This window comes from Kitasatospora sp. NPDC023385 (assembly GCF_055664045.1).
The window spans coordinates 1-16073 of sequence record NZ_JBVOOL010000030.1 but is presented as its reverse complement, the minus strand read 5'-3'; the positions used below and the strand labels follow the sequence as shown (position 1 = coordinate 16073).

The window sequence follows — 16073 nt, the reverse complement described above, 5'->3', positions numbered from 1 at the left end:
GGGCCGCAATGGAACCTTGGGCGTATTGATTGCGTCAACGTCGGAACTGCTTCGGAATCCGTTGCGGCGAACGGCATAAACATGCGATCCGATGATCACGTTCGGTCATTGCGCGGTTTGTCCGACTTGCTACTTTGGCCGCATCGCGAATGAATCAAAGGTAAACAAAGCGTTGAAGGCTGACATTCAAAGGCCATAGTCCCGGTGGACGGCGCTACGCCCAGGCGCTCCCCGAACGCCACCACAACTCCCCCACCGGGTACGGGAACCGCAGCAACGCCCCGGAAAGATCTAGGTAACGTTTCGGCACCTGGGACGCCGAAGGGGCCGGACTCGCGAAGTCCGACCCCTTCGATCACCGTCCGTGACAGGCGGCGCGGCTACGCCACCGGCAGCCAGCCCGTCTGGACCATCTGCCCGTTGGTCGCACGGCGTGACACGAACACCCCGCGCCCCGGCGGCAGCGCCTGCGGCCGGACCGTCCCCAGCAGCGCGCCCTCGTCCCGGTTGCCGGACAGGATCACGCCCTGGCCGCCCAGCTCGCGCATGCGCTGCAGCACCGGCTCGTACAGCGAACGCCCGGCACCGCCCGCGCTGCGGGCCACGATCACCCGCAGGCCGATGTCCCGGGCGAACGGCAGGAACTCGGCCAGCGGCGCCAGCGGGTTGCCCGAACTCGTCGCGACCAGCTCGTAGTCGTCGACGATCACGAACATGTCCTTGCCGCTGTACCAGCTGCGGTTGCGCAGCTGCTCGGCGGTCACGTCCGGGCCCGGCAGGCGGCGGGAGCAGGCTCCGCGGAGCATCTCCACGATGGCCGACATCGCCGGCTGCGCGGCCGCGTACTCCACCAGGTACTCCGGCGGCACCGTGCCCAGCAGTGCGCGCCGGTAGTCGCCGACCACGATGCCCGCCTGGTCCGACGAGTAGCGCTCGGTGATCTGCTTGACCAGCATCCGCAGCAGCGCCGACTTCCCCGACTCGGTGTCGCCGAAGACGATGAACAGCGGGTCGGTCTCGAAGTTGACGAAGAGCGGGGACAGCTCCGCCTCGTCCACGCCGAAGGCCACGCCGCGCTCCGGGTGCTCGAAGCCCTTCGGCAGCGAGTACCCGTCCAGGACGGCCGGCAGCATCCGCACCTGCGGGGCGCGCGGGCCGGCCCACGCCCCGTCGACGGCGCCGACCAGCCCGGACACGCCCTCCTGCAGGTCGTCCACCGACGAGGAGCCGTCCAGGCGCGGCAGGCCGGACAGGAAGTGCAGCCGGTCCGCGGTGATGCCGCGCCCGGCCTGCGGCGGGACGTTCTGCGCCACCCGGCGGTCCACCTCGGACTCCATCGCGTCGCCGAGCTTCAGCTCGGTGCGGTTCTGCAGCAGGTCCTTCAGCGCCGGGCGGACCTCCGCGTACCGGGCCGCGGTGACGACCAGGTGGACGCCGTAGCCGAGGCCGCGCTGCGCGATGTCGCCGATCACCGGCTCCAGGCCCTCGAACTCCTGCTTGAAGGTGTTCCAGCCGTCGATCACCAGGAACACGTCACCGAAGGCCTCGTCCGGCAGGCCGCCGGCCGCCCGGCGGGCCCGGTAGGTGCCGATGGTGTCGATCCCGGCGACCCGGAACAGCTCCTCGCGCCGGTTCATCACCCCGTGCACCTCGGAGACCATCCGGCGCACCTTGTCCACGTCCAGGCGCCCGGCCACCCCGCCGACGTGCGGCAGCCCGGCCAGCGACTGGAAGCTGCCCGCGCCGAAGTCGAGCAGGTAGAACTGCACCTCCAGCGGGGTGTGGGTGAGCGCGAACGAGGCCACCGTGGTGCGCACCACCGTCGACTTGCCCGAGCGCGGGCCGCCCACGACCAGGCCGTGGCCGGCCGCCCCCGCGTAGTCGACCTCCAGGATGTCCGTCTTCTGCTCGCGCGGCTTGTCCACGATGCCGATCGGCACCCGGAGCCGGCCCACCGGATAGCCGGGGGCGGTCAGCCCGCGCTCCGGCGCCACCTGCAGCGGCGGCAGCAGGTGGTCCATGCTCGGCGCCTCCTCCAGCGGCGGCAGCCACACCTGGTGCGCGGCCGGGCCCTGGCCGGTCATCCGCTGGACGAACACGTCCAGCACGGTGTCCACCAGCGCGTCGTCCTGCTCCGGTACCTGGGGCACCTCCTCCTCCACCAGGTCCGGCAGGTCCACGAAGGCCGCGGTGAACTCCACCGGGCGCGCGGCGACCCGCCGCCCGCCGGTCGACCGCTGCTGCCCCGGCGCGCGGTACGGCCCCGAGACGTAGGCGGCCTTGAACCGGTCCATCACGTCCTCGCCGAACTTGAGGTAGCCGACCCCCGGCACCGGCGGCAGGTGGTAGGCGTCCGGCACGCCGATCGCCGCCCGCGACTCGGCCGCCGAGAAGGTGCGCAGACCGATCCGGTACGAGAGGTAGGTGTCCAGGCCGCGCAGCTTGCCCTCCTCCAGGCGCTGCGAGGCCAGCAGCAGGTGCACGCCCAGCGACCGGCCGATCCGGCCGATCTGGATGAACATCTCGATGAAGTCCGGCTTGGCGGTGAGGAGTTCGGAGAACTCGTCGATGATCAGCACCAGCGAGGGCAGCGGGTCCAGCGCCGCGCCGGCCGCCCGGGCCCGCTCGTACTCGTGGATGTTGGCGTAGTTGCCCGCCGAGCGCAGCAGCTCCTGGCGGCGGTGCAGCTCGCCCTCGATCGCGTCGCGCATGCGGTCGACCAGGGTGAGCTCGCCCTCCAGGTTGGTGATCACCGCGGAGGTGTGCGGCATGTCCGCCATGCCGGAGAAGGTCGCACCGCCCTTGAAGTCGGCGAGGACGAAGTTCAGGATCTCCGAGGAGTGCGTCATCGCCAGCGCCAGCACCAGGGTGCGCAGCAGCTCCGACTTGCCGGAACCGGTCGCGCCCACGCACAGGCCGTGCGGGCCCATGCCCTCCAGCGCGGCCTCCTTGATGTCCAGGTAGACGTGCTCGCCGTTGGCACCGACCCCGATCGGCACCCGCATCCGCTCGTGCTGGGCCCGCTGGCGCCAGCTGCGGTTCACGTCGAAGGAGCCCGGATCGCCCGAGTTCATCATGTCGGTGAAGTCGAGGTTGGACAGCAGCGGCTCGTCGTCCCCGCCGGCCGAGACCCGGTACGGCGCCAACTGCCGCGCCAGCGCCTCGGACTGCCACACCGAGAGCAGGTCCGGCTTGCCGGTGTAGGTCGCGCCGGAGGCCGAACGCAGGACCAGCTCCTCGGAGTTCACCGTCACCATCAGGTGCCCGCTGGGCTCGTCCACCTCGCCCGGGACCACTTCGATGACCGTCACGCCCTGGACGCCCTCCGAACTCGCCAGCAGCGAGTCGTGCGGCACCCCGGCGCCGTCCATGACCACCACCAGGTGCGGCTGGTCGGCCGCGGGCGCCGCGTCCCGGACGAACCGCTGGCGCCCGGCCAGCTCGTCCTGCAGCAGGTGCTCCAGCTCGCCCAGGTCGGAGGCGAACAGCCGGCGCGAGCCCGCGCCGTCGGCCTCCTTGCGGTGCTGGTTGTGCGGGAGCCACTTGGCCCAGTCCCACTCCTCGGCCGCACCGGGCGCGGCGGCGACCGCCACCATCAGGTCGTCCGGCGAGTGCAGGGTGGTCAACTGGGCGATCATCGCGCGCACGTTGCCGTACACCGCGTCCGGCTCCCCGCACACCGTGATGTGGTAGAAGGCCCGCAGCGACACCGCGAGCGGCAGGTCCTGCAGGGTGCCGTGCGCCTTCAGGAAGGAGTGCATCGCGGCCGACGACATCGGCTCCAGCTCGTCCATCGGCGCGGTCTGCGGCGCCACCAGCGGGGTGGACAGCTGCACCGGTCCTAGGCCCACCCGGATCTGCGCGAAGTCGCCGTCCCCGGTGCGCCGCTCCCACAGCCGCCGCCCGTCCTCGACGATCGACCACAGCTGGTCCGGCGCCGGGTTCAGGAACAGCAGCGCGCCGCGCTGGCTCTCCGCCGTGCGGCGCACCTGGCGGCGCGTCTGCTGCAGGTACTTCAGGTAGTCGCGCCGCTCGTCCGCCATCGCGGTCGAGCCGCCCTTGCGGGCCCGCACGATCTGTGCCAGCACCATGCCGACCGTCGAGGCGATCATCAGACCGCCCATGACCTTCATCGGGGCGGCCGCGCCGGGCGAGAAGAAGAACACCGCCGAACCGCCCATGCCGAGCATCGGCAGGATGCTCATCAGCCAGTCCTCGCCGCCCTGCCTGGGCAGTTCGGGCGGGCTCACCAGCTCCACCGGCTCGTCCGGCACCGTGGGCGGATACGCCCTGGCCGGTCGCTTGACCGTGATCACACCCATGTGTCATCCACCCCGCGGCGTCGATCGATCACTTCGGCATCAGCCCTCACGCGACTGCGTACGGTCCGTACGGGGATCCGGCGGCTGAGGACGCCCCACACAGCGCAACCCCCGCAGCTTCGCGCAGGCGCCGATCCTAACGGTCGCTCCCGTACCGCCCGCCAGGCCCCGGCCGGTACGGACTCCGCACCGCCGCCGCACCGGCCCCGGCACCCGACCCGCACCGCCGCCGGGCACGAACCGAACCGGTAGGGTAACGCCGCGCCAACTCGCGGCCCGGCCGGGCCGGTTCCACAGCCACACCGAGCGCCGCCGGGCCTCGGCACCGTCAACAAGGGGGAGCGCCAAGTGCGTCGAAGGATCGAGGTGGGGGCATGAGCAATGCCACCGCGACCGGCTACTGCCGGGTGACGGTCGTCGCCCCGGACCGCCGGATCGACGTCGCCCTGCCCGAGGACATCCCACTCGCGGACGTGTACCCCGAGGTGCTGCGGCTGGCCAACCAGAGCCAGCCCGAGGGCACCCCCACCGGCTTCCACCTGGTCCGCCGCGACGGCACCGTCCTCGACAGCGGCCTGCCGCTGGCCGCCCAGCAGGTCCGCGACGGCGACCTGCTCGCGCTGCGCCCCTTCGCCGAGTCCCTCCCGCCGGCCGTCTACGACGACGTCGCCGACGCCATCGCCAGCGCCGTCGAGGCCGACCGCCGGTTCTGGACCGCCGAGCTGATGCGCGGCTTCGGCCTGATCGGCGCCGGGGTGCTGCTCACCCTGCTCGGCTTCGCGCTCTGGTTCTCCGACCTGCGCCACGACATGCACGGCCTGCCCGGCGTCCTGGCCGGCGTCACCGCCGTCGTGCTGACCGCGCTGGCCGGCGTCCGCGCCCGGGTCTACCAGGACGCCCACGCCGCCCTCGCCCTCGGCCTCGGCGCGCTGCCGCACGCCATGATCGGCGGCAGCGGCATCATCGCCGTCGCCCACCCGTGGGACGGCCCCGGCCGGCTCCAGTTCCTGGCCGGCTGCGTCTGCGTCCTGGTGGTCGCCGTCCTGCTGTCCGGCCTGCTGCCCGAGAAGGACGCGGTGTTCGTCGCCGCCGCCTTGGTCGCCACCGCCGGCGCGCTCGCCACCTTCGCCGCCGTCCTGATGCCCGGCACCCCGGCCGGCCACATCGCCGCCGTCACCGGCGTCGCCGCCGTCGCCGCCGTCGGCTTCCTGCCCGGCCTCTCCGCCCGCTTCGCCCGGCTGCCGGTCGGCTTCAGCGCCCCCGGCCAGACCCGCACCCGCAGCCGCGACTACGACGAGGAGGCCGAGCGCGCCGAGGCCGTCCAGTACGAGAAGATCGCCCACCAGGCCCGTCGCGGCCACGAGGCGCTGGTCGGCCTGGTCGGCGGCTGCGCCGCGGTCGTGGTCGGCGCCTGCGCCGTCCTCGGCTTCACCGACGAGACCTTCCCGGAACTGCTCGCGCTCGCCCTGGGCCTGGCCGCCATGCTGCGCGCCCGGCTGTTCCGCTACACCGCGCAGGTCCTCAGCCTCACCGTGGCGGGCCTGCTCGGCCTGTGCCTGCTGATCGTCGGGCTGTCCCTGCACACCCCGCAGTTCTTCCTGCGGGTGGCCGGCTCCACCACCCAGCTCGACCTGCGCACCGTCTGGATGACCGTCTCGATCGCCTTCGGCGCCGCGCTGCTCATCGCGATCGCCCTGGTGGTGCCCCGGCTCGGCGTCTCCCCGTTCTGGGGGCGCATCCTGGACCTGGTCGACAGCCTCACCCTGATCTCGCTCGTCCCGCTGGCGCTCGCCGTCCTGGACGTCTACCGGCTGGTCCGCGGGGCCACCGGCTGACCCCTCCGACGCCCCTCGTGCCGCCGCCCGTGCCGCCCGCCGGACCCGCCGACGGGCGGGGTGGGCGGCGCTGGTACGCTTGGCCTTCGAGCGCAGCCGTGTGCCCGCCGCCCCCTCGGGGGCCGCAGGACGCAGGCCGCGCTCACACCGAGTTCTCGATGAGTCCTGTGCTGTCGACCAGGACCGCTCGGTAGACCCGAAGGAGTTGCAGTGGCTCTCGCCTCTGACGTCAAGAAGCAGATCATCGCCGAGTTCGGCCAGAAGGAGGGCGACACCGGCTCCCCCGAGGTCCAGGTGGCCATGCTCTCCCGTCGCATCTCGGACCTGACCGAGCACCTCAAGCTGCACAAGCACGACCACCACTCGCGTCGTGGCCTGCTGATCCTGGTCGGCCAGCGCCGCCGCCTGCTGCAGTACCTGGCCAAGAAGGACATCGAGCGCTTCCGTACGCTCGTCGACCGCCTGGGCATCCGTCGCGGTGCCGCCGGCGGCGCCCGCTGACCACGCCGCTCGGGGCGGCTCCCCACACCGGGGAGCCGCCCCTCGCGCGTATGCCGCGGCCGCTGAGCCGCGGCGCCCGCACATAACAACTCGCGCGCACCTCCCCAGGTGGCCGAGGATTGCACCGTAGGGTTGTGGGCATGCCGGGTGATGGCGCACCAGCGCGCCACCCGGGCACGAGGACCCGAACCCCAGCGGGACGAAGGCTTCAAACGGAAGCCGCCCGCATCCGAGAGAGCGTCCAGACGCGGACCGCCCTTCCGGCCCGGCAGCCGTGAGGCGCCGGTCCTCGGTAGTGGCCGTCGGAACCCCCGCAGACCGAGCGGGGCACTCCGGGGGCTTCGATCGAAGACCGGCCCGACTGCCGCCCTCCCTGACGAGGGCCCAGGGCCAACCGGCAGGCAGCAGCACGCGGGGACGCTCTCCCGGAGACGTACGAAAGAGGAGATCTTCCAGGTGGAAGAGAACGTGTTCTACGCCGAAGCCGTGATCGACAACGGTTCCTTCGGCACCCGTACCATCCGCTTCGAGACCGGCCGTCTGGCCCGTCAGGCCGCCGGCTCCGCCGTGGCCTACCTGGACGACGACACCATGGTGCTGTCGGCCACCAGCGCGTCCAAGCAGCCGAAGGAGCACTTCGACTTCTTCCCGCTGACCGTGGACGTCGAGGAGCGGATGTACGCCGCGGGCCGCATCCCCGGCTCGTTCTTCCGTCGTGAGGGCCGGCCCTCCGAGGACGCGATCCTCACCTGCCGCCTGATCGACCGCCCGCTGCGCCCGTCCTTCGTCAAGGGCCTGCGCAACGAGGTCCAGGTCGTCGTCACCGTGATGGCGCTCAACCCCGACCACCTGTACGACGTGGTCGCGATCAACGCCGCCTCCGCCTCCACCCAGCTGGCGGGCCTGCCGTTCTCCGGCCCGATCGGCGGCGTGCGCGTCGCGCTGATCAACGGCCAGTGGGTCGCCTTCCCGACCCACAGCGAGCTGGAGTCGGCCGTCTTCGACATGGTCGTCGCCGGCCGCGTCCTGCCGGACGGCGACGTCGCGATCATGATGGTCGAGGCCGAGGCCACCGACAAGACCATCAAGCTGGTCGAGGGCGGCGCCGAGGCACCGACCGAGGAGGTCGTCGCCTCCGGTCTGGACGCCGCCAAGCCGTTCATCAAGGTGCTCTGCGCCGCGCAGTCGAAGCTGGCCGCCCAGGCCGCCAAGCCGACCGGCGAGTTCCCGGTCTTCCTGGACTACCAGGACGACGTCCTCGCCGCGCTGACCGCCGCCGTCAAGGACGAGCTCGCCCAGGCCCTCACCATCCCGGGCAAGCAGGAGCGCAACAACGAGCTGGACCGCGTCAAGGCGCTGGCCGCCGAGAAGCTGCTCCCCGAGTTCGAGGGCCGCGAGAAGGAGATCAGCGCCGCCTACAACGCGCTGACCAAGAAGATCGTCCGCCAGCGCGTCATCACGGACAAGATCCGCATCGACGGCCGCGGCGTCACCGACATCCGCACCCTGGCCGCCGAGGTCGAGGCCATCCCGCGGGTGCACGGCTCGGCCCTGTTCGAGCGCGGCGAGACCCAGATCCTGGGTGTCACCACGCTGAACATGCTGCGCATGGAGCAGCAGCTGGACACGCTCTCCCCGGAGACGCGCCGCCGCTACATGCACAACTACAACTTCCCGCCGTACTCCGTCGGCGAGACCGGCCGCGTGGGCTCGCCCAAGCGCCGCGAGATCGGCCACGGCGCGCTGGCCGAGCGGGCCATCCTGCCCGTGCTGCCCTCGCGCGAGGACTTCCCGTACGCCATCCGCCAGGTGTCCGAGGCGCTCAGCTCCAACGGCTCCACCTCGATGGGCTCGGTCTGCGCCTCGACCATGTCGCTGCTGAACGCCGGTGTGCCGCTGAAGGCCGCCGTCGCCGGCATCGCGATGGGCCTGATCTCCCAGGAGATCGACGGCGAGACCCACTACGTCACGCTGACCGACATCCTCGGCGCCGAGGACGCGTACGGCGACATGGACTTCAAGGTCGCCGGTACCCGCAACTTCATCACCGCCCTGCAGCTGGACACCAAGCTGAACGGCATCCCGGCGTCGGTGCTCGCCGCCGCGCTGAAGCAGGCCAAGGACGCCCGCCTGCACATCCTCGACGTGATGAACGAGGCCATCGACTCCCCGGACGAGATGTCCCCGAACGCGCCGCGCATCATCACCATCAAGATCCCGGTGGACAAGATCGGTGAGGTCATCGGCCCCAAGGGCAAGATGATCAACCAGATCCAGGAGGACACCGGCGCCGAGATCACGATCGAGGACGACGGCACCATCTACATCGGTGCCGCCGACGGACCGGCCGCCGAGGCCGCCCGCACCACGATCAACCAGATCGCCAACCCGACCATGCCGGAGGTCGGCGAGCGCTACCTGGGCACCGTGGTCAAGACCACGACCTTCGGCGCGTTCGTGTCGCTGATGCCGGGCAAGGACGGTCTGCTGCACATCTCGCAGATCCGCAAGCTCGCCGGCGGCAAGCGCGTGGAGAACGTCGAGGACGTCCTCGGCGTCGGCGCCAAGGTGCAGGTCGAGATCGCCGAGATCGACCCGCGCGGCAAGCTCTCCCTGATCCCGGTCGTCGAGGGCGAGGAAGACGGCGAGGCCGCTTCCGAGTGAAGCGCCGCTAGCTGACTCCCTGCGGCCCGTACGCCTCGCGGCGTGCGGGCCGCACCCAGTTGTCCACGCTTTCGTCCGTACGTGCCCTTCCGCACGTGTGTTTCCCCTGGAGGTACCCCCCGTGGCGCAGGCCCCGGCGGTAACGCAGCGTCCCGGCACCACCCGGACCCTGCTCAAGGGCGTCGACGGCGCCGGCACGGTGCGCCGCACCGTGCTCCCCGGCGGCCTGCGGGTCGTCACCGAGACCCTGCCGACGGTGCGCTCCGCGACCTTCGGCATCTGGGTCGGCGTCGGCTCGCGGGACGAGACCCCGCAGCTCAACGGCGCCACCCACTACTTGGAGCACCTGCTCTTCAAGGGCACCGAGCGGCGCAGCGCGCTGGACATCTCGGCCGCCCTGGACGCGGTCGGCGGCGAGATGAACGCCTTCACCGCGAAGGAGAACACCTGCTACTACGCCCGGGTCCTGGACACCGACCTGCCGCTGGCCGTCGACGTGGTCTGCGACATGCTCACCGGCTCGCTGATCCGCCCCGAGGACGTGGAGGCCGAACGCGGCGTCATCCTCGAGGAGATGGCGATGGCCGAGGACGACCCGGGCGACGTGGTGCACGACCTGTTCGCGAAGGTGATCTACGGCAGCGGCCCGCTCGGCCGCCCGATCCTCGGCACCCAGGAGACCATCAGGACGCTCACCCGGGACCAGATCGCCGGCTTCTACCACCGCCGCTACCGGCCCGAGCACCTGGTCGTCGCCGCGGCCGGCAACCTCGACCACCGCAAGCTGGTCAAGCAGGTCGAGCAGGCCTTCGCGCCGGTGCTGGCCCGCTCCACCGCGGCCCCCGCCGAAGCCCGCCGCGGCGTCAAGGCGCTGCGCACGGCCGGCAAGGTCGAGGTGCTCAACCGGTCCACCGAGCAGGCCCACTTGGTGCTGGGCGTGCCCGGCGTGCCGCGGCACGACGAGCGCCGCTGGGCGATGGGCGTGCTCAACGCGGCCCTCGGCGGCGGGATGAGCTCCCGGCTGTTCCAGGAGATCCGCGAGAAGCGCGGCCTGGCGTACTCGGTCTACTCGTACTCCTCGTCCTACGCGGACAGCGGCCTGTTCGGCATCTACGCCGGCTGCCAGCCCAAGCGGGTCGAGGAGGTGCTGCGGATCTGCCGCGCCGAACTGGCCAAGGTGGTCGCCGAGGGCATCACCGAGGAGGAACTGCGGCGCGCCATCGGGCAGATCTCCGGCTCCACCGTGCTCGGCATGGAGGACACCGGCTCGCTGATGAACCGGATCGGCAAGGCCGAACTCAGCTACGGCCACCACCTGTCGGTGGACGAGATGCTGGAGCGGATCGCGGCCGTGACCCTGGAGGACGTCCAGGCGGTGGCCCGTGATGTGCTGGGCGCGTACCGGCCGTCGCTGGCGCTGATCGGCCCGGTCAACGACAAGCGGGCCGCCAAGCTCGCCGATCTGCTGGTGTGAGAGGACATTTCGCCATGAAGCTGCGCGTCGCCGTGATCGGCGCCAAGGGCCGGATCGGCTCCGAGGCGGTCAAGGCGGTGGAGGCCGCGCCGGACCTGGAGCTGGTCGCCGCCCTCGGCCGCGGGTCGAAGCCGGAGGAGCTGACCGAGTCGGGCGCCCAGGTGGCCGTCGAACTGACCCACCCGGACTCGGTGATGGGGAACCTCGACTACTGCCTGCACCACGACATCCACGTGGTCACCGGCACCACCGGCTGGACGGACGAGCGGCTCGCCACCGTCCGCGGCTGGCTGGCGCAGGCCCCGGAGCTCGGCCTGCTGATCGCCCCGAACTTCTCCGTCGGCGCGATCCTCGGCATGAAGTTCTCCCAGATCGCCGCCCGGTACTTCGAGTCCGTCGAGGTGGTCGAGCTGCACCACGACCGCAAGGCCGACGCCCCCAGCGGCACCGCCACCCGCACCGCGCAGCTGATCGCCGCCGCCCGCGCCGAGGCCGGCCGCCCGGCGCAGCAGGACCCGACCACCCACAGCCTGCCCGGCGCCCGCGGCGCCGACGTGGACGGGGTGCCGGTGCACGCCGTCCGGCTGCGCGGCCTGCTCGCCCACCAGCAGGTGATGTTCGGCGACACCGGCGAGACGCTCACCATCCGGCACGACTCGCTGCACCACAGCAGCTTCATGCCGGGCATCCTGCTGGGCGTGCGCAAGGTCGTCGAGACGCCCGGGCTGACGTTCGGCCTCGAACACTTCCTGGACCTGTGAGCCGCACGTGACCTCCCGTACCGGCTTCTTCGTCCTGTCCGCCGTGCTGCTGCTGGTCGCCCTGCTCTGCGTGGGGGAGGGCGTCCAGCTGATCGCCACCGGCAAGCCGCTCGGCATCGGCATCGGCCTCTGCGCCTTCGTCATCCCGCTGATCGGCGTCTGGTTCCTGCGCCAGACCGTCCGCTTCGGCCGGGCCAGCGAGCGGCTCGCCCGGGAGCTGGAGGCCGAGGGCGGCCTGCCGGTGGACGAACTGAAGCGCACCACCGGCGGGCGGATCGACCGGGCCTCGGCCGACGCGGTCTTCGCCCGCCGCCGGACCGAGGCGCAGGAGGCGCCGGGCGACTGGCGGGTCTTCTTCCGCCTCGCCGTGGCCTACGCCGACGCCGGTGACACCCCGCGTGCCCGCAAGACCATGCAGCACGCCATCAAGCTGCACAGCACCGAACCTGCAAGGAGTAACGCGTGAGCGACGAACCGACGGCCCCCAGCTTCCGCAGCGACGTGACGGTGGAGCTGGTCCGCAGCGCCGCCGCCGACTCGGACGTCATCTGGGCGGCCCGCGTCTCGACCGCGGGGGAGCAGTCCCTGGAGGCGCTCCAGCAGGACCCGGAGAAGTCCAAGGGCCTGATCAACTTCCTGATGCGCGACCGGCACGGCACGCCGTTCGAGCACAACTCGATGACCTTCTTCATCAGCGCGCCGATCTTCGTGTTCCGGGAGTTCCACCGGCACCGCAGCGGCTGGTCGTACAACGAGGAGTCCGGTCGCTACCGCGAGCTGGAGCCGGTCTTCTACGTCCCCGCCGAGGACCGCAAGCTGGTCCAGCAGGGTCGCCCGGGCAAGTACGAGTTCCACGAGGGCACGCCCGAGCAGCACCGGACCACCACCGGGGCGATGGAGGCCGCGTACCGCGAGGCGTACGCCCGCTACCAGGAGATGCTGGCGGCCGGCGTGGCCCGCGAGGTGGCCCGCGCGGTGCTGCCGGTCGGCCTGTTCTCCTCGATGTACGCGACCTGCAACTCGCGCTCGCTGATGCACTTCCTGTCGCTGCGGACCAGGCGGGAGAACTCGGCGGTGCCGTCCTTCCCGCAGCGCGAGATCGAGATGGTCGCCGAGCAGATGGAGCAGCACTGGGCCCAGCTCATGCCGCTCACCCATGCGGCCTTCGACAAGCACGGCCGAGTCGCCCCCTGACCTGGGACGACAGGCATACGGGCCGAGTGCCTGGCATGTCTGGATTGCGGCTTTTCCGGCCGCTCCCTACATTCATGAGCACGGATTCCGGTGCTGCCCGAACCCCCGAGCGGGCAGCACCGGAATCCCATCTCACCGCCTGTTTCCACCGCTCCCGCGCGGCCGACCCTGTCCGAACCCTGGACCGGTGTGGATACCGCCCCACCGCCTACGAGTAGTTTTGGACGCATGGCTCCGACCTCCACCCCCCAGACGCCGTTCGGCCGGGTCCTGACCGCGATGGTCACCCCGTTCACCGCCGACGGCGGACTCGACCTCGACGGCGCCCAGCGCCTCGCCACGCACCTCGTCGACTCCGGGAACGACGGCCTCGTCGTCAACGGCACCACCGGTGAGTCCCCGACCACCAGCGATGCCGAGAAGGCCCGACTGGTCCGCGCCGTGGTGGAGGCGGTCGGGGATCGCGCCCACGTGGTGGCCGGCGTCGGCACCAACGACACCCACCACAGCATCGAGCTGGCCCGGCAGGCCCTGGCGGCCGGGGCGCACGGGCTGCTGGCCGTGACGCCGTACTACAGCAAGCCCCCGCAGGAGGGCTTGTACCGGCACACCGTCGCCCTCGCCGACGCGACCGAGCTGCCGGTCATGCTCTACGACATCCCGGGCCGCAGCGGGGTGGCGCTGAGCCACGAGACGCTGGTTCGCCTCGGCGAGCACCCGCGGATCGTCGCCAACAAGGACGCCAAGGGCGACCTCGGCGCGGCGGCCTGGGCGATCGCCCGGTCCGACCTCGCCTGGTACTCCGGCGACGACATCCTCAACCTGCCGCTGCTGTCCGTCGGAGCCGTCGGCGTGGTCAGCGTCGTCGGGCACGTGGCGGCCGGTGAACTGCGCACCATGGTCGAGGCCTACCTCGCCGGCGATGTGGTCAAGGCCACCACCGTCCACCAGCGCCTGCTGCCGGTGTTCAGCGGTATGTTCCGGACTCAGGGCGTGATCCTGACCAAGGCCGCACTGGATCTGCAGGGACTGCCGGCAGGTCCGTTGCGGCTGCCGCTGGTCGGCGCGACGCCCGAGGAGATTGCCCGATTGAAGCAGGATCTCGCCGCCGGCGGGGTAGACCTGTAGCAGACAAAGACGTGCGCGCCCCGGCTCGCCGGACCTCCAGGGGTCTGCCGCTGGACCGGACCGAAGGCGCGGAAGCACCGACCCAGTAGGAAAACGACACTGAGTACGCACGCCATATGTCTCCAGGGGGAGGACCCCAGGCATATGGCGTGCGTCGTGAGGAGAGTCTTTTGAGCCACCCGCACCCCGAGCTCGGCGCGCCCCCGGCACTCAAGGAGGGCGCCCTTCGCATCACTCCGCTCGGCGGCCTCGGCGAGATCGGCCGCAACATGACGGTCCTCGAGTACGGGGACCGCATCCTGATCATCGACTGCGGCGTCCTCTTCCCCGAGGACGAGCAGCCCGGCGTGGACCTGATCCTCCCGGACTTCAGCTACATCCGGGACCGCCTCGACAAGATCGACGGCATCGTCCTCACCCACGGGCACGAGGACCACATCGGCGCCGTCCCCTTCCTCCTGCGGGAGAACCCGGACATCCCGCTGATCGGTTCGAAGCTGACCCTCGCCCTGATCGAGGCCAAGCTCGTCGAGCACCGGATCCGCCCGTACGTACTGGAGGTCAAGGAGGGCGAGCGCGAGCGCATCGGCCCCTTCGACTGCGAGTTCATCGCGGTCAACCACTCCATCCCGGACGCCCTCGCGGTCGCCGTCCGCACCCCGGCCGGCATGGTCGTCGCCACCGGTGACTTCAAGATGGACCAGCTGCCGCTCGACGGCCGCCTGACCGACCTGCCGACCTTCGCCAAGCTGGCGGAGGAGGGCATGGACCTGCTGCTGGTGGACTCCACCAACGCCGAGGTCCCCGGCTTCATCCCGCACGAGCGGGACATCTCGGCGGCTCTGCGAAACGTTTTCGCGAACGCGGACAAGCGCATCATCGTCGCCTCCTTCGCCAGCCACGTGCACCGCATCCAGCAGGTGCTGGACGCCGCGCACGAGTACAAGCGCAAGGTCGCCTTCGTCGGCCGCTCGATGGTCCGCAACATGGGCATCGCGCGCGACCTCGGCTACCTGAAGGTCCCCGGCAACCTGATCGTCGACGTCAAGCAGCTGGACGACCTCCCGGACAAGGAGGTCGTGCTGATCTGTACCGGTTCGCAGGGCGAGCCGATGGCCGCGCTGTCCCGGATGGCCAACCGCGACCACCAGATCCGCATCGTCGAGGGCGACACCGTCGTCCTGGCGTCCTCGCTGATCCCGGGCAACGAGAACGCCGTCTACCGGGTGATCAACGGCCTGACCCGCTGGGGCGCCAAGGTCGTGCACAAGGGCAACGCCAAGGTGCACGTCTCCGGGCACGCCTCGGCCGGTGAACTGCTCTACTTCTTCAACATCTGCAAGCCGCGCAACCTGATGCCGGTGCACGGCGAGTGGCGCCACCTGCGGGCCGCCGCCGAGCTGGGCATCGCCACCGGCGTGCCGCGCAACCGCGTGGTGATCGCCGAGGACGGCGTCTGCGTCGACCTGGAGGGCGGCGTCGCCCGGATCGTCGGCAAGGTGCGGGCCGGATACGTCTACGTGGACGGCGCCTCGGTCGGCGACATCACCGAGGCCTCGCTCAAGGACCGCAGGATCCTCGGCGAGGAGGGCTTCATCTCGGTCTTCGTGGCCGTCGACTCGACCAACGGCAAGATCGTCGGCGCCCCGACCATCCAGGCGCGCGGCTCCGGCATCGACGACAACGCCTTCGTTCCGGTGGTCGCCAAGCTCCAGGAGGCCCTGGACCGCTCGGCCGGCGACGGAGTGCTGGAGCCCCGCCAGGTGCAGCAGCTGGTCCGCCGGACCATCGGCAAGTGGGTCGCGGACAACTACCGCCGCCGGCCGATGATCCTGCCGGTCGTCGTCGAGCTCTGACGCTCGTTCGTCCCCGGCCGAGGCCGGGCTGAGGCTGGTTTGACGTGGGGCGACCCGGTGCGTAGTGTTCTCCGGGTTGCCCCACGGGACGGCCCCGCGGAACGGGCTCGAATCTGAATTCGAGAACGACCGCGGAAAACGGCCCGAGAAACTCTGGTAGAGTTCGGGAGCGCCGAAAGGCGAAAGCCAAATCCGATGAATGAAACTCCGGAAAACGGAGTGGAAAACATCTGATAAGCTGGAAACACGAAAGAACGAAGCCCGGAGGTTCCGCTGGAAGGCGGTCCGAAGGAAGCGTCCGTTCCTTGAGAACTCAACAGCGTGCCAAAAGTCAACGC

The 16073-nt window shown here is 71.0% G+C and carries 10 protein-coding genes; 9 read left to right on the top strand and 1 reads right to left on the bottom strand.

Going from position 1 to position 16073, the window contains the following annotated elements:
- Positions 1–380 precede the first annotated feature (380 nt).
- The gene (eccCa, locus tag AC0B61_RS31310; RefSeq protein ID WP_471744940.1) at positions 381–4322 is read right to left on the bottom strand and encodes a type VII secretion protein EccCa; all 3942 of its coding nucleotides are present in this window, start codon (positions 4320–4322) and stop codon (positions 381–383) included.
- Positions 4323–4696: 374 nt separating this feature from the next.
- Between eccCa and eccD the strand changes: the two genes are divergently transcribed.
- The 9 genes from eccD to AC0B61_RS31265 all read left to right on the top strand — a co-directional run bounded on the left by eccD (position 4697) and on the right by AC0B61_RS31265 (position 15735).
- Positions 4697–6157: a type VII secretion integral membrane protein EccD gene (gene eccD, locus AC0B61_RS31305; RefSeq protein WP_471744938.1), complete on the top strand. Its 1461-nt coding sequence runs from the start codon at positions 4697–4699 to the stop codon at positions 6155–6157.
- Between the two features lie 210 nt (positions 6158–6367).
- Complete coding sequence (rpsO, locus tag AC0B61_RS31300; RefSeq protein ID WP_030245440.1) at positions 6368–6658, top strand: 30S ribosomal protein S15; 291 nt, start codon at positions 6368–6370, stop codon at positions 6656–6658.
- Between the two features lie 456 nt (positions 6659–7114).
- The gene (locus tag AC0B61_RS31295; protein WP_471744936.1) at positions 7115–9322 is read left to right on the top strand and encodes a polyribonucleotide nucleotidyltransferase; all 2208 of its coding nucleotides are present in this window, start codon (positions 7115–7117) and stop codon (positions 9320–9322) included.
- 121 nt (positions 9323–9443) lie between these two features.
- A complete protein-coding gene (locus AC0B61_RS31290; RefSeq protein ID WP_471744934.1) occupies positions 9444–10796 on the top strand; it encodes a M16 family metallopeptidase in 1353 nt (450 codons plus the stop codon).
- 14 nt (positions 10797–10810) lie between these two features.
- The gene (dapB, locus tag AC0B61_RS31285) at positions 10811–11557 is read left to right on the top strand and encodes a 4-hydroxy-tetrahydrodipicolinate reductase (RefSeq protein ID WP_471744932.1); all 747 of its coding nucleotides are present in this window, start codon (positions 10811–10813) and stop codon (positions 11555–11557) included.
- Positions 11558–11564: 7 nt separating this feature from the next.
- A complete protein-coding gene (locus tag AC0B61_RS31280; RefSeq protein WP_471744930.1) occupies positions 11565–12023 on the top strand; it encodes a tetratricopeptide repeat protein in 459 nt (152 codons plus the stop codon).
- A complete protein-coding gene (gene thyX, locus AC0B61_RS31275; protein ID WP_471744928.1) occupies positions 12020–12751 on the top strand; it encodes an FAD-dependent thymidylate synthase in 732 nt (243 codons plus the stop codon). The genes AC0B61_RS31280 and thyX overlap by 4 nt, the downstream gene beginning before the upstream one ends.
- Before the next feature lie 228 nt (positions 12752–12979).
- Positions 12980–13879 (top strand): 4-hydroxy-tetrahydrodipicolinate synthase, encoded by a 900-nt coding sequence (gene dapA / locus AC0B61_RS31270; protein WP_471744926.1) that lies wholly within the window; start codon positions 12980–12982, stop codon positions 13877–13879.
- 170 nt (positions 13880–14049) lie between these two features.
- A complete protein-coding gene (locus tag AC0B61_RS31265) occupies positions 14050–15735 on the top strand; it encodes a ribonuclease J (protein WP_471744924.1) in 1686 nt (561 codons plus the stop codon).
- Positions 15736–16073 lie beyond the last annotated feature (338 nt).

Excerpts from the sequence above, each read along its gene's own strand:
- eccCa (WP_471744940.1), bottom strand. The coding sequence starts at position 4,322 with ATGGGTGTGATCACGGTCAAGCGACCGGCCAGGGCGTATCCGCCCACG.
- eccD (WP_471744938.1), top strand. The coding sequence starts at position 4,697 with ATGAGCAATGCCACCGCGACCGGCTACTGCCGGGTGACGGTCGTCGCC.
- dapB (WP_471744932.1), top strand. The coding sequence starts at position 10,811 with ATGAAGCTGCGCGTCGCCGTGATCGGCGCCAAGGGCCGGATCGGCTCC.
- dapA (WP_471744926.1), top strand. The coding sequence starts at position 12,980 with ATGGCTCCGACCTCCACCCCCCAGACGCCGTTCGGCCGGGTCCTGACC.